General features: G+C 75.6%; 12 protein-coding genes and 3 pseudogenes. 5 read left to right on the forward strand and 10 right to left on the reverse strand.

Annotated elements, in window-relative coordinates:
* Positions 1–153: 153 nt before the first annotated feature.
* Both ABEB13_RS30350 and ABEB13_RS30355 read right to left on the reverse strand, forming a co-directional pair.
* Positions 154–1,041, reverse strand: a pseudogene (locus ABEB13_RS30350) (1-phosphofructokinase family hexose kinase); the annotation flags it as partial.
* 46 nt (positions 1,042–1,087) lie between these two features.
* Positions 1,088–1,942 carry an Fpg/Nei family DNA glycosylase gene (locus tag ABEB13_RS30355; RefSeq protein ID WP_345708009.1) on the reverse strand — a complete coding sequence of 285 codons (855 nt, stop codon included), beginning with the start codon at positions 1,940–1,942 and terminating at the stop codon, positions 1,088–1,090.
* 130 nt (positions 1,943–2,072) lie between these two features.
* Here ABEB13_RS30355 and ABEB13_RS30360 point away from each other — a divergent pair, with 130 nt between their 5' ends.
* A complete protein-coding gene (locus ABEB13_RS30360) occupies positions 2,073–2,282 on the forward strand; it encodes an EF-hand domain-containing protein (protein WP_345708010.1) in 210 nt (69 codons plus the stop codon).
* A 49-nt stretch (positions 2,283–2,331) separates the two neighbouring features.
* On the opposite strand, the gene ABEB13_RS30365 is transcribed toward ABEB13_RS30360, so the two are convergent.
* Together ABEB13_RS30365 and ABEB13_RS30370 are read right to left on the reverse strand one after the other, a co-directional pair.
* Positions 2,332–4,200 (reverse strand): NAD-binding protein, encoded by a 1,869-nt coding sequence (locus tag ABEB13_RS30365; RefSeq protein ID WP_345708011.1) that lies wholly within the window; start codon positions 4,198–4,200, stop codon positions 2,332–2,334.
* Positions 4,201–4,298: 98 nt separating this feature from the next.
* Positions 4,299–5,725 (reverse strand): annotated as a pseudogene (locus ABEB13_RS30370) (aminotransferase-like domain-containing protein).
* Here ABEB13_RS30370 and ABEB13_RS30375 point away from each other — a divergent pair.
* A complete protein-coding gene (locus tag ABEB13_RS30375; protein WP_345708012.1) occupies positions 5,724–6,617 on the forward strand; it encodes a DMT family transporter in 894 nt (297 codons plus the stop codon). The pseudogene ABEB13_RS30370 and the gene ABEB13_RS30375 sit on opposite strands and share 2 nt — an antisense overlap.
* 32 nt (positions 6,618–6,649) lie before the next feature.
* Here ABEB13_RS30375 and ABEB13_RS30380 read toward each other — a convergent pair whose 3' ends face one another.
* The 3 genes from ABEB13_RS30380 to ABEB13_RS30390 all read right to left on the reverse strand — a co-directional run bounded on the left by ABEB13_RS30380 (position 6,650) and on the right by ABEB13_RS30390 (position 9,006).
* Complete coding sequence (locus tag ABEB13_RS30380; protein WP_345708013.1) at positions 6,650–7,735, reverse strand: sugar ABC transporter substrate-binding protein; 1,086 nt, start codon at positions 7,733–7,735, stop codon at positions 6,650–6,652.
* Between the two features lie 258 nt (positions 7,736–7,993).
* Complete coding sequence (locus ABEB13_RS30385; RefSeq protein WP_345708014.1) at positions 7,994–8,560, reverse strand: EamA family transporter; 567 nt, start codon at positions 8,558–8,560, stop codon at positions 7,994–7,996.
* 11 nt (positions 8,561–8,571) lie between these two features.
* Positions 8,572–9,006 (reverse strand): EamA family transporter, encoded by a 435-nt coding sequence (locus ABEB13_RS30390; protein ID WP_345708015.1) that lies wholly within the window; start codon positions 9,004–9,006, stop codon positions 8,572–8,574.
* 227 nt (positions 9,007–9,233) lie between these two features.
* Here ABEB13_RS30390 and ABEB13_RS30395 point away from each other — a divergent pair, with 227 nt between their 5' ends.
* Together ABEB13_RS30395 and ABEB13_RS30400 are read left to right on the forward strand one after the other, a co-directional pair.
* On the forward strand, positions 9,234–10,691 hold the full coding sequence (locus tag ABEB13_RS30395) for a lipase maturation factor family protein (protein ID WP_345708016.1): 1,458 nt from the start codon (positions 9,234–9,236) through the stop codon (positions 10,689–10,691).
* Positions 10,692–10,842: 151 nt separating this feature from the next.
* On the forward strand, positions 10,843–12,606 hold the full coding sequence (locus ABEB13_RS30400) for a hypothetical protein (RefSeq protein ID WP_345708017.1): 1,764 nt from the start codon (positions 10,843–10,845) through the stop codon (positions 12,604–12,606).
* A gap of 77 nt (positions 12,607–12,683) precedes the next feature.
* Here the strand turns inward: ABEB13_RS30400 and ABEB13_RS30405 are convergent.
* Together ABEB13_RS30405 and ABEB13_RS30410 are read right to left on the reverse strand one after the other, a co-directional pair.
* A pseudogene (locus tag ABEB13_RS30405) lies at positions 12,684–13,651 on the reverse strand (isopenicillin N synthase family dioxygenase).
* Positions 13,652–13,662: 11 nt separating this feature from the next.
* A complete protein-coding gene (locus tag ABEB13_RS30410) occupies positions 13,663–14,088 on the reverse strand; it encodes a nucleoside deaminase (protein ID WP_345709880.1) in 426 nt (141 codons plus the stop codon).
* Between the two features lie 213 nt (positions 14,089–14,301).
* Here ABEB13_RS30410 and ABEB13_RS30415 point away from each other — a divergent pair, with 213 nt between their 5' ends.
* Positions 14,302–15,690 carry a PucR family transcriptional regulator gene (locus ABEB13_RS30415; protein ID WP_345708018.1) on the forward strand — a complete coding sequence of 463 codons (1,389 nt, stop codon included), beginning with the start codon at positions 14,302–14,304 and terminating at the stop codon, positions 15,688–15,690.
* On the opposite strand, the gene ABEB13_RS30420 is transcribed toward ABEB13_RS30415, so the two are convergent.
* Complete coding sequence (locus tag ABEB13_RS30420; RefSeq protein WP_345708019.1) at positions 15,573–16,976, reverse strand: purine-cytosine permease family protein; 1,404 nt, start codon at positions 16,974–16,976, stop codon at positions 15,573–15,575. The two genes, ABEB13_RS30415 and ABEB13_RS30420, sit on opposite strands and share 118 nt — an antisense overlap.
* Positions 16,977–17,025 lie beyond the last annotated feature (49 nt).

The raw sequence follows: 17,025 nt of genomic DNA on the forward strand, positions 1-17,025 counted from the left end.
CCTCTCCCCGTCCCGTGTGCGGGCGGTGTACTGCCCCGCGTCGCACTGTGCCACACCGGGCCGCCGCGCCGGCGGGCGGTCAGCCCCCGCCGGCCGGGGCGCGGGGATCGGGAGGGCCCGGGCGGCGGAGCGGAACCGCAGGTAGGCGGAGCGGTCGAAGTCCCCGGCCTGCGGGGCGAGCACGGCGGCGGCGGAGAGCGCCACCGCGTCCGGGAGCACGGCGGGCCAGGCGGCGCCGGCCTGCAGGCCGGCGGCGAGGGCGGCCACCGCCGCGTCGCCCGCGCCGGTGGGGTTGCCGGTCACCCGGACGGGTGGCGTGCACCGCCAGCCGCCCTCGGGGGTGGCCGCGTACAGGCCGTCCGGGCCGAGCGAGGCGACCACCGTGTCGGCCCCGCGGCCGCGCAGGGCCTCGGCCGCCGTGGCGACGTCGGTGCTGCCGGTGGCGGCCAGCAGTTCGGCGGCGTTGGGCTTGACCACGGTGGGGCCGGCGGCCAGCGCGGCGGTCAGCGCGGGGCCGTCGGCGTCGAGCACGGTGGGGACGCGGTGGGTCCGGGCGAGGGCGACGAGCTCGGCGTACGCGTCGTCGGCGCAGCCGGGCGGCAGGCTCCCGGACAGCACCAGGGCGCCGGCCCCGGGCAGCGCCCCGGCGACGGCGGCGACCACGGCCCGCCACTCGGCGGCGGCGAGTTCGGGGCCCGGCTCGTTGAAGAGGGTGGCGTCCGCCGGGTCCACCACGGCGACCGTGCGGCGGGTGGCGCCGGCGATCGGGACGGCGAGGTGGGGCAGCCCGGCCGCGGTCAGGTCGGCGGCCACGGCGGTGCCGTCGGGCCCGCCGAGCGGCAGCACGAGCCGGGTGGGGCGGCCGAGTGCGGCGAGCACCCGGGCGACGTTGACGCCCTTGCCGCCGGCCCGGGCAGCCACGGCGGCGACCCGGTGGGTGGTGTGCGGCCGCAGCCGCGGCACGGTGTAGGTCAGGTCGAGCGCCGGGTTCGGCGTGACGATGAGCAGCACGGTCGGAATGCCCCCACTCTGCGCGATCATGCTCGATTTCAGGATGTTGCGAGCAGATTCAAGCACACTCGGGGCGTCACTTCAGCAGTCTGGACAGCCGCCGGTCGGCCAGCGTCCGTCCGCCGGTCTGGCAGGTCGGGCAGTACTGGAGCGAGGAGTCGGCGAAGTTCACCGACCGCACGGTGTCCCCGCAGACCGGGCACCGCTCGCCGGCCCGGCCGTGCACCTGCAGCCCCGCCTTCTTCTCCGCCTTCAGCCCGTCCGCGGGCACTGCCCGGGCGTGCGCCAGCGCCTCGGTGAGCACCTCGTGCAGCGCGGCGTGCAGCCGGGCGGTCTGCTCCGCCCCGAGCGTGGCGGCGAGCGCGTACGGCGAGAGCCGGGCCCGGTGCAGGACCTCGTCCGAGTACGCGTTGCCGACCCCGGCCAGCACGCCCTGGTCGGTGAGGAAGGTCTTCAGCCGCTGCCGGGCGCCGCCGGCCAGTGCGCCGAGCTGCTCGGCCGTCACGGTCAGCGCGTCCGGCCCCAGCCGGGCCACGCCGGGCACCTGCGCCGGGTCGGTCACCACGTACGCGGCCAGCCGTTTGGTGGTGCCCTGCTCGGTGACGTCGTAGCCGGAGCCGTCGTCCAGGACGAGCCGCAGCGCCAGCGGCCCGCGCCGGCCCGGCGGCTTGGCCGGGAAGGACGCCCGGGCGTGCACCCAGCCCGCCCGGGCCAGGTGCAGCACCAGGTGCGGGCCGTCGGCGGTGGCCAGGTCGAGGAACTTGCCGTGCCGCCCCACCCCTGCGACCGCGCAGCCGTGCAGGGCGTGCGGCGGCGGGTCGAAGGTCTTCAGAACCTGGACGGACAGCACCTCGACCCGGGCCACGGTGCGGCCCGCGCAGGCGGCGGTCATGCGCTCGGCGAGCGCCTGGACTTCGGGGAGTTCGGGCACACAGCCAGTCTCGCCGGGCCCGCCGGGCCGGGCCATCGGACCGGCCGCGCGCCGCCTGGGCTGATGGCGGGCCCCGGCCGCCGGTATCGTTCCTGCGTCACAGCATCACCCAGAAGGAGCAGCTGCCCAGATGGACATCGACAAGGCCAAGACGACGTTCGCCCGTTTCGACATCAACGGGGACGGATTCATCTCGCCGGAGGAGTACTCCAAGGTCATGGCGGAGATGGGCGACCCGTACGTCACCGTGCCGATGGCCCAGGCGGTCATCGCCAAGGCCGACACCAGCCACGACGGCCTGCTGAGCTTCGACGAGTTCTGGGCCGTCCACCAGGGCTGACCGGGCGTCGCGGGCCCGGGGAGGCGCTGCCGCCGCCCCCGGGCCCGGCTCATCCGCCGGAGCGCAGCAGCCGGGCCAGGCCCTCGCGGGTGGCGGCGACCACCACCAGGTCGCCCGCCCCGAGGAGCCGCGCGGCCGGCGGGTTCCAGCACAGTTCCGGCCGGGCGCGGCGCGGCAGGCCCAGGTCGGCGGCGCGGTGCGCGGGATCGTTGAGGTCCAGGCCGATCACCCGCCAGGCCCCGGCCCGGTGCGCCTCGGCCACCGTGCGGCCGGCCAGGTCGGGGTGGTCGCCGACGTCGACCGCCGCCAGCAGCAGCACCTGCCGCCCGACCGCGATCGCGCCGAGCACCTGGCGCCCCATCATCGCCGAGGCGAAGGCCGGCGCCGACAGGAACGACACACTGTGGCTGCGGGTCTCCGCGCCCGGGTACGAGTCGCGCAGCGCCCGGTAGACGTCGGCCGCGAAGTCGTCGTCGAACAGGCCCATCACCACCCGCAGGCCCGGATTGGCCTCCCGGGCGGACAGCGCGGCCTCCAGGTTGATCGAGTCGTTGGCGGTGAGCGCCAGCAGGGCGGTGCTGCGGCCGACCCTGGCGGCCTCCAGCACCCCGTCCTGGGTGGCGTCGCCGAGCACCACCGGCACGCCGTACGCCCGGGCTCGGGCCACCCCGCGGGCGGTGGGATCGCTCTCCACGCACACCACCGGCAGGTCGAGCTCGCGCAGCCGGTCGAGCACCCGGCTGCCGACCCGGCCGAGGCCCAGCAGCACCACGTGCCCCGAGAGCCCGCGCGGTGGACGGCGCAGGGCGGAGGCGGCCCGGAAGGTGCCGAGGCCCTCCAGTGCGAGGGCGGTGAGCAGCGGCAGCAGGAGCAGGCCGGTGAGCGCGGTGAGGATCTGCAGCACCTTGCGGGCCGGGCTCTCGGCGGTGGCGGGATCGTCGATCGCGAGGACGTCCAGGACGGCGAGGTAGCCGGTGTGCACCGGGCTCTGGCCGGTGACCAGCGAGGTGAGGCCGGCGAAGGCGGCGAGCACGGCGACCAGCGAGCCCAGCGCGATCCGCAGCCGGCGGGAGAAGAGCGCCGCCACGGGCAGCCCGGAGAGGCCGGGGAGCCGGCGCCGCCGGCGCGGTTCCTCGGGGTGGCCGAGGAGTTCGAGGACGAGCCGCCGCCCGCCCTCCGGGACGGGTGCGGCCGGGTCGGGCAGCAGGTCCAGGGCGAGCGGCCGCGGCCCGGGCGGCAGGACGGCGACGGTGGCGAGCGCGGTGCCGCCGGGCTCGCCGTCGGGGCCGACCTCGGCGGTGCGCAGCAGCCGGCCGTCGGCGTGCACCACCGCGGGGTGGCCGGAGACGGCGGCGGAGACCAGGGCGGGCGCGGCCGTTGCCGAGGTGGACAGCACCGTGGTGGACGCCTCGGGCGCGCTGCCGTCGGCGCGGGCCGCGGCGGCCCGGTCGAGCAGTTGCCCCACCCGGCGGCCGAGCTTGCGGTTGTAGACCCGCAGCACGAGCCGGATCTGCGGGTTCAGCCGGCGGGCGCGCAGCGCGGCCTGGACGTTCGCCTGGTCGTCGCCGCCGGTCAGGGCGAGCGCGGCGGCCTGCCGGACGCCTGCCGCGGCCAGCACCGCGGGCGTCGGCTCCGGCGCCTCCACCACCCGGACGGGCAGCCGGCGTTCGGTGGCCAGGGCGGCGATCTGCGGGCCCTGGCCCTCGTGCACGGAGCGGACGACGACGGTCACCGACCGGCCGTACAGGGTGGTGAGTTCGACGGCCAGCCGCAGTGCCAGGGTGTCCTGCCCGCAGACCACCATGTGGCCGGTGTCGTCGGCCGTCGGGAGGGCGGCCGGCTCCGCGGCCGGCTGCGGCGCGGCCGGTGGGGCCGGCTGGGCGGGCAGGGTCGGGGCGGGGCCGGTCGTGGTGGACATGCCGCCCAGTCTGGCCCGCCCCGCCCGCCCGGTCGATCTTGCCCCGTGATCGTTGACGTTTCGTCACCTGGGCCCGCGGCGGGGGCTGCCGGGGCCGGTCAGAGTGCGTCGAGCGCCCCGACCAGCCGCTCGGCGCCCGCGACCAGCCGGTCCGGCCCCTCTGCGGCCCCGTAGCCGAGCCGCAGGAAGGCGGCGGGCGGCTCGGCGGTGAAGTAGGACCGGCCGGGGGTGACCGCGACCCCGGCGCGCAGTGCGGCGGCGGCCAGCGCCTGCGGGTCGGTTCCGTCCGGCAGACGCAGCCACAGGTGGTGGCCGCCGAGCGGGAGCCGGGCGCCGAGCAGCTCGGGGCGCAGCCGCTGCAGGGTGCCGGCCAGGGTCTGCCGGCGGTCCCTCAGGGCCCCGGCGAGGCTGCGCAGGTGGTGCCCCCAGCCGGGGGCGCCGACCAGTTCGAGGGCGGCCTCCTGGAGCGGGCGGGGGACGAAGAAGCTGTCCACCGCCTGGACGGCGCGCAGCCGTTCCAGGGCCGGGCCGCGGGCGGTCAGCGCCGCCACCCGCAGGCTGGGCGAGGTCGGCTTGGTCAGCGAGCGGACGTGCACCACGGTGCCGTCCGGATCGTCGGCGGCCAGCGGCGGGGCGGGCGGCGGGGCGTCCGCGTGGGCGAGGCGCCGCGCGAAGTCGTCCTCGACGACGAACGCGCCCGCCGCGCGGGCGATCCGCAGCACCTCGGGCCTGCGGGCGGCGGAGAGCACCGCGCCGGTGGGGTTCTGGAACAGCGGCTGGCAGACGAACACCCGGGCGCCGGTCGCCGCGAACGCCTCGGCGAGCAGCTCCGGCCGGACGCCGTCGCCGTCCACCGGGACGGGGACGGGGCGCAGCCCGGCCGACCGGGCGACGGCGAGCAGACCGGGGTAGGTCGGCGACTCGACCAGGACGGCCGCACCGGGCGCCGCCAGCGAGCGGAGCGCGGTGGTGAGCGCACTCTGACCGCCGGCCGTGACCAGCACCTCGGCCGCGCTCACGGTGCCGCCGACGTCCCGGGCGAACCACGCCCGCAGCTCCGGCAGGCCCTCCAGCGGGGGCGCCCCCAGGCGCCCGGCCGGCGGCCGGCCCGGGCCAGCGCGGCGGCGAGCGCCCGCTCGGGCTGGAGCGAGGCGTGCAGGTAGCCGCCGTTGAGGTCGATCACCTCGGCGGGCGGCAGGGCCAGGGCGCCGAACACCCCGGAGGCGTCGGTGGAGCGGGCGGGCGGGATCCCGGCCTCGGCGCTGAGCGCGACCTCCTGCCAGGAGGTGTCCCCGGCCGGGGGCGCGGTGCGCGGTGGTGCGGCGCGGAACACCCCGGCGCCCGGCCGGGAGACCACCAGGCCGTCGGCGGCCAGCAGCGCGATCGCCCGGGAGACCGTCACCGGGCTCACCTGGTGGCGCTCCATCAGGGCGCGGCTGGACGGCAGCCTGGTCCCCACCGGGTAGCGCTCCACCTCCTTGCGGAGGATGGCCGCAAGATCCGCCCCACTGCTACGCTCATGCATGACAGCACACGATAGCGCTATCCGGACCACTCCAGTAGCAGTCGGCGGCACCGCGTTCGCCGCGGCGGGGGTGCTCGCCTTCTCCTTCAGCTTCCCGGCCACCGCCTGGGCGCTGACCGGGTTCGGCCCGTGGACGGCCACCGGGCTGCGCGGCGTCCTTGCCGCGGCCGTGGCCGGCGTGTGCCTGGCCGTCCGTCGGGTGCCGCTGCCGGCCCGTCGCGACCTGCCCGCCCTGCTGGTCGTCGCCGCCGGCTGCGTGGTCGGCTTCCCGCTGCTGACCACGCTGGCCCTGCAGACCTCGTCGACCGCGCACTCGGCGGTGGTGGTCGGACTGCTGCCGCTGGTCACGGCGGCCGCCGCCGCGCTGCGCGGCGGGGTCCGGCCGTCGCGGGCGTTCTGGTGGGCGGCGCTGGCGGGGGCGGGGGTGGTGCTCTCCTTCACCGCGCTGCAGAGCCGGGGCGGGCTCGGCAGGGCGGACCTCTGCCTGTTCGCGGCGCTGGTGGTGTGCGCGGCCGGCTACGCGGAGGGCGGCCGGCTGGCCCGGCGGATGCCCGGCTGGCAGGTCATCGGATGGGCGGTGCTGATGGCGCTGCCGGCGACCGCGCTGACCACCGCGCTGGCGCTGCCCGCGGAGTCGTGGCACCCGGGCGGGCGGGCCGTGGCCGGACTCGCCTACACGGCGGCGGTCTCGCAGTTCGGCGGCTTCGTGGTCTGGTACCGCGGGATGGCCGCGATCGGGGTGCCGAAGGCAAGCCAGCTCCAGCTCGCCCAGCCGCTGCTGACGCTGGGCTGGGCGGTGCTGGTGCTCGGCGAGCGGATGTCGCCGGCGGCGCCGGTGGCCGCGCTGGCGGTGCTGGCGTGCATCGCGGCCACCCAGCGGGCGCGCGGCTGACCTGCGGCCGGCGCGCCCGTCGGGTGCAGCTGTCAGCCGAGGTTGATGTCGGCGTCCTTGCAGGCCTGCGTGAGCTCCGGCGTGCAGACCTGGGCGGCCTTGTAGAGCCCGCCGGCGATCACCGTGGAGGCGACCGTCTTCTGCGTGACGACGACCGGGCTGAGCAGCATCGAGGGGATCTGCAGGCCGTTGCTCTCGGTCATCGCGCTGGCCACCGAGGTGATGTCCAGGCCCTTGACCAGGTAGACCGCCATGGTGGCGGCGGCGTCGGCCTCCGGCCGGTACGGCTTGTAGATCGTGTACGCCTGATCGCCGGTCAGGATCCGCTGGATCGCATCGAGCGAGGCGTCCTGGCCGCCGACCGGGACCTTGATCCCGGCCTGCTTGAGGCTGGCGACGATCGAGGCGGCCATGCCGTCGTTGGCGGAGTACACGGCCTGGATGCCGCTCTTGCCGAAGTGGCCGATGGCCTCGTTCATCTTCTGGGCGGCCAGCTCGGGCTTCCACTCGCCGGACTGCTCGTAGACGACCTTCTTGACCTTGTCGTCCAGGATCTGGTGCGCGCCCTTCTTGAACATCGCCGCGTTCGGGTCGGTCTCCGCGCCATTGATCATGACGATGTTGGCGTTGCCCGCCTTGTCGCCGAGCGCGTCGACGAGCGCCTGCCCCTGCAGTTCGCCAGTACGTTCGTTGTCGAACGAGATGTACGCGGCCACGTTTCCGGCGGCCAGCCGGTCGTACGCGATGACCTTGACGCCCTTCTTGTTGGCGGCGGTCACCCAGGCGGCGGTGGACTGCGAGTTCACCGGGTCGAGCAGGATCACCTTCACGCCCTTGGCCAGCAGGGCGTCGAACTGCTCCTTCTGCGCGACCTCGTCGCCGTCCGCGTTGGCGTAGTCGACGACGCACTTGGTGCACAGGGCGCTGACCGAGGACTCGATCAGCGGCTTGTCGAAGTTCTCGTACCGCGTCGACGAGGACTTCTCCGGCAGCAGCAGGCCGATGGTCTTGCTGCCGGACGCGGAGCCCGCGCCTGTGCCCGAGCCGCACGCGGCCAGTGACATCGCCGCCGACACAGCGACCGTGCCGGCGAGGATGCGACGCGTCATTGCGTTCATGGTGGGTGGTGCCTCCCTGACATCGCCGCCGTCTGCGGCGATCAGTGAGTCAATCGGGCGCAGACGCTCGGCGTCAATAAGTAAAACATTCGGTGGGATTTCTCGATCACATTGTTACCTTGTTGAAAACAAGATCCGCACATGATCCCCGTCTCGCCGCATATCGGGCACGCTGCCGGGGGCCGAGCTGACAACTTCTCAACTCGCCCGGGCCGCGCGGGTGCCGCCCGGTTGCCCCGGCACCCGCCGTCGCGCGGCTCAGCGCTCGGTGCGCACGACCAGGCACACCCCGGCCACCACGATCCCGCCACCGAGTACGATGGCCCAGGTCAGCGACTCGGCCAGGACGAGCCAGCCGAGCAGCACCGCCACCACCGGGTTGACGTACGCGTACGTCGCCACCAGGGGCAGCGGCGCCCGCTGGAGCAGCCAGGCGTACGCGCTGAACGCCACCAGGGATCCGAACACGACGAGATAGGCCAGCCCCGCCCATGATCCGGCGGACACCCTCGCCGGATCGAAACCGTTCGGTTCGTGCCGGACGACCGCGAACAACAGCGCACCCGCTCCGCCCGCCAGCATCTCGTACGCGCTCGCCGTGAGCGGATTCGCGGGCATCGGAAGCCGGCCCGCCAGCACCGACCCGCACGCCCACAGCAGCGACCCCGTCAGCAGGGCCACCAGCCCGGTCGGGCGGACGGCGCCGGTGAACCCGGGCGAGCTCAGCACGAGCAGGCCCAGCAGGCCGAGCAGCACCCCGCCCAGCGTCGACCGCGGAGTCCGCTGCCCGGCGAAGCGGCGCACCACCACCACCCAGAGCGGCACGCTCGCCACCATCAGCGCCGCCAGGCCGAGGGCACCGACCGCTCCGCCAGCACCACCATCCCGTTGCCGCCGATCAGCAGCAGCAGGCCGACCAGGGCCGCGGACCCGAGCTGGCGCGGGGAGACCCGCAGCGCCGCCGGGCCCTGCCGCCACGCCAGCAGCCCGGCCAGCAGCAGTCCGGCGGTCAGGAACCGCACGCCGGCCGACAGGAACGGCGGCATCGTCTCGACCACGATCCGGATCGCCAGGTACGTCGAGCCCCACACCACGTAGACGATGCCCAGGGCGGCCCAGACCTGGCCGGAAATCCGCCGGCCGGCGACGGCTCCCGGCGCCGGGGCAGCCTCCGGGGACGCTGCCGAAGGTGCTGCGGAGGCCGGTGCCGCGGCCGGTGCCGGCTCCGGACAGGCGGGTTCGGCGGACGGCTGCGGCGAAGCGGATGTCATGGGTGTCTCCCGGGTTCGGTACTGAACGTTCGTATGGGACCACAGCCGGGCCCGCGACCGCAGCCCAGGTCCGAGGAACGGGCCGGCGGCGTCCGCTGACCGAACCCCGCGACTGCGCCTTACGGATGAAGCGCGCTGGGCCGCCGCCCGCCCGCACCGGCGACGGCCGCCGCCGGGTGGTAGGCATGGGGGCGGTCAGAGCGCGGCCGACCCGAGGAGCGGGCGAGGTGGAGTGGTTCGCGGCACCCGAGTACTGGCTCGCCCGCCAGCTGTTCCAGCGCCTGCTCGCCGTCCTCTACGCCGTCGGATTCACCGCCGCCGCCCGCCAGTTCCGCGCCCTGATCGGCGAGCACGGCATGCTGCCGGTGCCCCGCTTCACCGCCCGGGTGCCGCTGGGCAGCTCGCCCAGCCTCTTCCACCTCCACTACAGCGACCGGGCGTTCGCCGTCGCCGCCTGGACGGGGGCGGCCCTCGCCGCCGCCGTCGCCGCGGGCGCCGCCGAACTCGTCCCGCTCTGGGCGGCCATGCTCGGGTGGGCGGTGCTCTGGCTGCTCTACCTGTCGATCGTCAACGTCGGCCAGACCTGGTACGCCTTCGGCTGGGAGTCGCTGCTCCTGGAGGCTGGCGTGCTCGCCGCGTTCCTCGGCAACGGCACCGTCGCGCCGCCCTTCACCGTGCTGTGGCTGCTGCGCTGGCTGCTGTTCCGGGTCGAGTTCGGGGCCGGGATGATCAAATGGCGCGGCGACCGCTGCTGGCGCGACCTGACCTGCCTCTACTACCACCACGAGACGCAGCCGATGCCCGGGCCGCTCAGCTGGTTCTTCCACCACCTGCCGCGGCCGCTGCACCGCGTCGAGGTCGCCGCCAACCACGTCGTCCAGCTCGCCGTGCCCTTCGCACTCTTCCTGCCGCAGCCCGGTGCGAGCATCGCCGCCGCCCTGATGATCGCCACCCAGCTGTGGCTGGTGCTCTCCGGCAACTTCGCCTGGCTCAACTGGCTGACCATCGCCCTCGCCCTCTCCGCCGTCGACGCCCGCACCGCCGGCCGGCTGCTCCCGCTGCCCGCCGCCCCGCACTTCGCGGCGGCCCCGCTCTGGTACGAGGTGCTCGTCCTCGCCCTGACCGCCGGCGTCCTGCTGCTCAGCCGCCGCCCCGCCGCCAACCTGCTCTCCCCGCACCAGGCCATGAACCGCTCCTTCGACCGGCTCCACCTCGTCAACAGCTACGGCGCCTTCGGCAGCGTCACCCGCATCCGCCACGAGGTGGTGGTCGAAGGCACCGACGCCCCGCTCCCCGGCCCCGACACCCACTGGCAGGAGTACGGATTCCACGGCAAACCGGGAGAACTCCGGCGAATGCCGCGCCAGATCGCCCCCTACCACCTCCGGCTGGACTGGCTCCTGTGGTTCGCCGCCATCTCGCCCTCGTACGCCCGGCCGTGGTTCACCTCCTTCGCGGCCCGGCTGCTCGTCAACGACCCCGACACCCTGCGGCTGCTGCGCCACAACCCGTTCCCGGACCGGCCGCCGACCTTCGTCCGGGCCCGGCTCTTCCGCTACCGGTACAGCAGTTGGGGCCGGCTGCGCGCCACCGGCGAGTGGTGGCAGCGCGAGGCGCCCCGCGACTACCTCCGGCCCGTCACGCTCCGCGACATCGGCCACCTCGCGCCCCGGCGCGGGCCATGACACGGCACAGCTCCGCAACAACCCGCCCGGTGCGTGCGTCCGTCGAACGCGCACCCGTATCCTGGCCCTCGCGCCGTACCAGCCGGGCCGCACCGCGGCGCCCGTCTCTCCGCCACCCCCCTCCCGCCCCCGCCACGAACCGGACTTCCACATGACAGTGCGCTACCTGAACGACGCCGACGCTTCGGCGACGGCCCCGGCTGCCACTCCTGGCGGCGCCGCCGAGCCGGACATCCGCGAGGAGCTCGGCCGCTACGCCGAACAGGGCGGCTTCGCGCTCACCCCCGCCGCCAACCCCTGGCTCGGTGCGACCGGCACGATCACCGGTGCCGAGGACGCCCGTGCGGCGTCCACCGTCCTCGCCGAACTCCGCAGCCTGGAGATCCGCGCGGTCGGCGCCGCCGTCACCGGCATCGCGGCCAAGGCCGAACTCGACGTCCCCGACACGCTGCTCGGGCTGAGCACCCTGCTCGACGTCCTGCAGCGCGTCCAGGCCTCCTCCGCCACCCTGCGGGCCCAGGCCTACCAGGCCGACCTGGCGGCGCTCACCGCCGCCACCGCCACCGGCCGCTGGCGCAAGGAGCAGGGCGTCAAGCTCTCCTGGGGCCGTCGCCGCACCCTGCGCGCCGAGGCCCGTGCCCTGGTGGTCGGCAAGCGGCCCGGCCGCGCGGACCTGCACGCCGCCCTGGTGGCCGCCGCCGCCGCCCGCACCGACTGGTCCTCCCTCGCCACCGGCGACGGAGTGCCCGCGGTGCCCGCCGACGGCGCGCTGCTGGCCGAGACCGCCCAGGCCATCGAGGCCCTCGGCACCGCGGTCCGCGCACTCGGCCGCCTGCTGCCCGGCCAGGACCTGGAGGGCCTCGCCCTCGCCGACCTGGCCGACCTGGTCGACAGCCTCGCCTCCGACGAGGGCACCCTGTACCGGCTGCCCGCGCTCGCCGTCCTGCGCACCGCCCTGGCGGAGCAGGGCCTGGGCGAACTGCTGGACGAGCTGACGGAGCGTCAGGCCGACCGGGAGTCCGCGATCGCCGCCTACGACCGGCACGCCGTGGCCGGCGAGGACGACGCCGAGGCCGAGGAGGCCGCCCGCCACGCCCTGGCCGCAGGCCCGCGCGACGGCGGCGCCCGAGCCGAGGAAGCGGAGGAAGCGGAGGACGCGGCCCCGGAGACGGAGACGGAGATCGAGGCTGTCGCCGAGGTCGAGGTCGAGGTCGAGGCTGAGCCGGTGGCCGAGGTCGAGCCGGTCGTCGAGGTCGAGGCTGAGCCGGTGGCCGAGGTCGAGCCGGTTGTCGAGCCCGAGCCTGAGCCCGTTGTCGAGGTCGAGGCTGAGCCGGTGGCCGAGGTCGAGCCGGTTGTCGAGGTCGAGGCTGAGCCGGTGGCCGAGGTCGAGCCGATCGTTGAGGCCGAGCCTGAGCCCGTTGCCGAGGTCGAGCCGGTTGTCGAGCCCGAGCCTGAGCCCGTTGCCGAGGTCGAGGCTGAGCCGGTGGCCGAGGTCGAGCCGATCGTTGAGGCCGAGGTCGAGCCCGTCATCGAGCCCGAGGTCGAGGCTGCTGTTGAGCCCGAGCCCGAGCCCGAGCCCGAGCCCGAGCCCGAGCCCGAGCCCGAGGTCGAGCACGTTGCCGAGGTCGAGGCTGAGCCGGTTGTCGAGCCCGAGCCTGAGCCCGTTGCCGAGGTCGAGCCCGTTGCCGTTGCGTCCGCCGGGCGTCCCGTCAAGCCGGAGATCGTTGCGGGCAAGGCCGTGACGGCCTACACCCCGGCCGAGCTGGCCGCGCTGGTGGGCTGGCTGGACGGTGACGGCACCGAGCGCAGCGACGACGAGCTGCTGCGTGCCGCGATGAAGGAGCTGGGCTTCACCCGCCTCGGCCCCCGCATCAAGGAGGCGCTGGGCGCGGCCGTGACCGAGGTCCGGGGCTGACCCGGGCGGCTTCGCCGTCGTAGGACCGTCCGTGCCCGCCGGGGCTGTCGTCCCGGCGGGCACGGCCGTCTCCGGGCTCAGCCGACGGTGATCGCGTCCAGCTTGGCCCGCAGGTAGTCGGTGGAGTCGACGGGCTCGTACGCCACCCTGCCGAGCGGGGCCGGGAGCGGGGCGACCGTGGTGTGCGGGTCGCACTCGTAGAAGTACACCAGGGACATCAGTTCCTCCTCGGGGGCCTCGGGGGCGGGCGGCAGCACGCGGTGCCGGCCGGAGCGCCACCGGTCGCCCGTCCAGCGGGCCATCAGGTCGCCGATGTTGACCGTCAGCGCGCCCGGGTCGAACGGGGCGTCGGCCCAGCCCTGTTCCTCCGTCCAGATCTGGAGGCCGCCGCGGCCCTGCTGCCGGTCGAGCAGCGTGACCGTGCCGAAGTCGGTGTGCGGGCCGATCCGGTACTGGCCGGGCAGGGGCGGGCCGAGCACGTCCGCCCCCGGGTACCAGTTGATGTTGCAGGTGTGGGTGGGCGACCCGGTGTGCCGGGTGAAGAAGTCCGGGGCCTGGCCCAGGGCGGCGGCCAGCAGGCGCAGGGTCTCGTCGGCGACCGTCCGCATCCGTGCCGTGTACGCCTCGACCAGGCTCCGGAGCCGGGGCGCCTCGTCGTCCGGCCAGACATTGCGCCGGAACCAGTAGGCGTCCAGTTCAGGGTCGCCGGTGGGTTGTTCGGCGCCGACCGTCCAGGACTCCTTGAGGTCCGGCGGGGTCGTGGTGCCCTCGGAGTAGCCGTTGGCCTCGGCGCCCGGGCCGAGCCAGCCGCGGCCGCCGACCGCCACCGCGTAGCGCCGTTTCACCTCCTCGGGGAGGGCGAAGAACCCCGGGCGGCCGCCCGGACGTCGGCCCGCTCCCGTTCCGTCACGCCGTGCCCGGTGAGGAGCAGGAAGCCGGCCCGGCCGAGGGCCTCGTCGACGCTGCGGGCGATCGCTGCCCGCTGTTCCTCGTCCCCGGCCGTCCACGCGCCGAGGTCGACCGTGGGGATGCGTACGTCTGCCATCGCTGCCGCCTCTACTCGCCGATGTCCTCGAACCACAGCTCCGGTCGGGCTGCGATGAAGTCCGTCATGAGCCGGACGCACTCCTCGTCGTCCAGCAGGGTGATCCCGACGCCGTTCCCGGCCAGCCAGTCGTGGCCGCCGTGGAAAGTGCGGGCCTCGCCGATCACCACCTGCCCGATGCCGAACTGCCGAACGAGGCCCGAGCAGTACCAGCAGGGCGAGAGCGTGGTGACCATCGTCGTCCGCCCGTAGCCGCGCAGCCGGCCGGCCGCCCGGAACGCCGCGGTCTCCGCGTGCATGGACGGATCGCCGTCCTGCACCCGGCGGTTGCGGCCGCGTCCGAGCAGTTCGCCGTCCGGGCCGAAGAGTGCCGCCCCGATCGGGATGCCGCCCTCCGCCAGCCCCGTCCGGGCCTCCTCGACCGCCACCGCGAGCATGGCCGCTGTATCCACCGTCTCCTCCTCCGTCTTGCGAAACACCCCGGCAACGAAGGGTGCGTACCCTCCCTGGCGCCGCATCCGACGGGTCGCCGACACCGGGAACCCGACCGGCGGCACCGCCGCGCACCCACGGCCCCCGCCCGTCACCCACCGCCCGCACACCGCCGGGCGGCCACCGCGCCACCGCGCCGACCCCGCCGGGAGACCTCGTTGCCCGCACTGACCGTCCGCGAGATCCTTGCCTTCGACGTCCTCGGCCCGGCTGCCCCCGTGCTGCTCGCCGGCCGTGCCGGCCTGGACCGGACGGTCCGCTGGGTGCACTCCAGCGAGGTGTACGAGGGCTGCGCGTTCCTCTACGGCGGCGAGCTGCTGCTGACCAACGGCTACGGCCTCGCCCGGGCCTCGGCCGACCGGCAGCGCGGCTACGTCCGCGAGCTCGCCGCCCGTTCGGCGGCCGCCCTCTTCGTCGAGGTCGGCCGGGCGCTGCCGGAGATGCCGCCGCCGGTGACCGCCGAGTGCGAGCGGGTGGGCGTGCCGCTGGTCGCGCTGCGCCGGGTCGTGCCGTTCGTCCGGATCGCCGAGGCGGTCAACACCGCGATCGTCTCCCTCTCGCTCGCCGAGCGGACCACCCGGCGCTTCCGCGGCAGTGCGCACACCGCGCCGGGCAGCGCCGAGCACGGGCGGGCGCTGCTCGCCGACCTGCTGGACGGCGCGGCGGTGGGCCGGGCCGAGGCGGCCGCCCGGGCGGAGCTGGCGGGCTTCCGCGTCCCGGACGGGCACCGCGTGATCGGGCTCGCCGCCCGGGGCCTGCCGGAGGCGGTGGCCGCCCGGGTGGTCGCGGTGCCGGCCGGGCGGTCCGGCGCTGCGGCGCTGACCGCGGAGCTGGACGGCGGGCTGTCCGCGCTGCTGGCGGTGGCACCCGGCCCCGATCCGGTCCGGGCCGTCCGGGACGCCCTGCGGGCCGTCGCGCCGCCGGCCGCGGTGGTCGGTCTCGGGCCGTCCGTCCCGGCCGAGGCGGGCTGGGAGCGCTTCGGCGAGAGCCTGCGGGAGGCCGCCACCACCCTGGAACTCGCGGTCACCGTGCCGTCGGCCGAGCCGGGCCGCCCCGGCCCCGGGGAGCCCTGCGTGGCCACGGCCCGCGCCCTGACGCTGGAGCGCGAACTGACCCGCTCCGGCGGCCGGGAGCGCTGGTCGCGGCTGGCCGAGGACGCCCTCGGGCCCCTGCTCGACTGGGAGTCGCGCCACCCGAGCGACCTCGTCCGCACCCTGGAGGTGCACCTGCGGCACGGCTGCTCGCCGACCCGGACGGCCGCCCTGCTGCACATCGGCCGGCAGTCGCTGTACCAGCGGCTGGAGCGGATCGAGGGGCTGCTCGGCATCGAGGTCGACGACCCCGAGCTGCAGGCCGAACTGCTGCTCGCCGCCTGTGCGTTCCGGCTGCTCCGGGCCTCCCGGGAGCAGCCGGCCGCGCACCGGGCCGCTCAGCGGGTCGGCGCCGTCGCGGGCACCCGGCGCAGCGCCGCGTACAGCAGGGCCGTGCAGACGAACCCCGCCACGCAGGTCAGGTCGCCGATGCCGGGCGCGGCCCGGACGAGGTAGCCGGAGAAGTCCTCCTGGTTGGAGAACAGCAGCACCGACACCAGGGTGCCGGCGAGCATGGCCACCGGGCCGGCCCACACCTCCCGGTCGGGGTCGGCCATCCGCGCGACCGCCTCGGCCGTGGTCGTCCCGGCCCGGTGGCGCAGGTACTGGTCGGTGAGGACCACCGCCAGCCAGGGCGCCGCCCAGTAGGCGATGACCAGGAGGAACGCCTCGTAGGAGTGCCCGGCGTCGGAGAGCCCGCTCCAGGCGACGAGGAAGCCCAGCACGCCGATGGCCAGTGCCACCGGTCCGCGGGGCAGCCGGTGGAAGCCCAGCGAGACGAAGGACATCCCGGCGGAGTAGATGTTGATCGCGTTGGCGGAGACCGCGCCCAGCATGATCGCCAGCAGGGTCAGGTCGCCGAGCCAGCCCGGGAGATGGCCGGTGAAGGCCGCGGTCGGGTTCTGCTCGGAGGTCGCGATCGTCGCCGAGGCCGCGCCGACCACCGCCAGCAGCGAGACGCCGGCGAAGACCCCGAGCGCGGGGTAGAGGGCGACCTGCCGGCGCGGGCTGTCCGACGGCAGGTAGCGGGTGTAGTCGGAGGCGAAGGGGTTCCAGCCCGCCGCGTAGCCGAACGCCGCGCTGAATGCCAGGAGGAAGCCGCCGACGCTGCCCGAGGTGCCCGCCGCCCCGCCCAGGTGGGCCTTGCCGAGCGTCACGGCCGAGGCCGCCAGGAACACCGCGGTGAGCAGCGGCAGTGCGTACTTCTCGAAGCTGTGGACGAAGTTGTGGCCCAGGTAGGCCACCGCGACCTGCGCGATCACCACCAGCACCAGGCTCACCAGGGTGGGCCAGCCGGTCAGGGTGGACAGCGCGAAGGCGCCGGACACGCTGTTGACGGCGAACCAGCCCAGGCCCGCCCCGGCGGCGTTGAGCACCGCCGGCAGGACGTTCCCGCGGCGTCCGAACGCGAGCCGCCCGGCGACCATCTGCGGCACCCCGAAGCGCGGCCCGTACAGCCCGAGCAGTCCGTGGGTCACCGAGCCGACGGCGGTGCCGAGCAGCAGGGCGGCGGTGGCCGTCCAGAAGCCGAGCCCGAAGAACAGGACGGAGATGACCCCGATGTAGACGGTGGCGAACTCCATGTTCGGTGAGAGCCATGTCCACAGCAGCCCCAGCGGGCTGCCGTGCCGGGCGGATTCGGGCACCGGCTCGGCGCCGGTCGGCTCGACGGCGAGGACGTGGGCACCGTAGGCGGTGACCTCCGCGGCGGGATCCGCGGGTGTGGTGGGGGCGGTCGTCATACCGACAATCTCGACCCGCGCTCCGGCACGGGCCAAGGGACACTCCGCC

This window comes from Kitasatospora paranensis (assembly GCF_039544005.1).
Lineage (GTDB): Bacteria > Actinomycetota > Actinomycetes > Streptomycetales > Streptomycetaceae > Kitasatospora > Kitasatospora paranensis.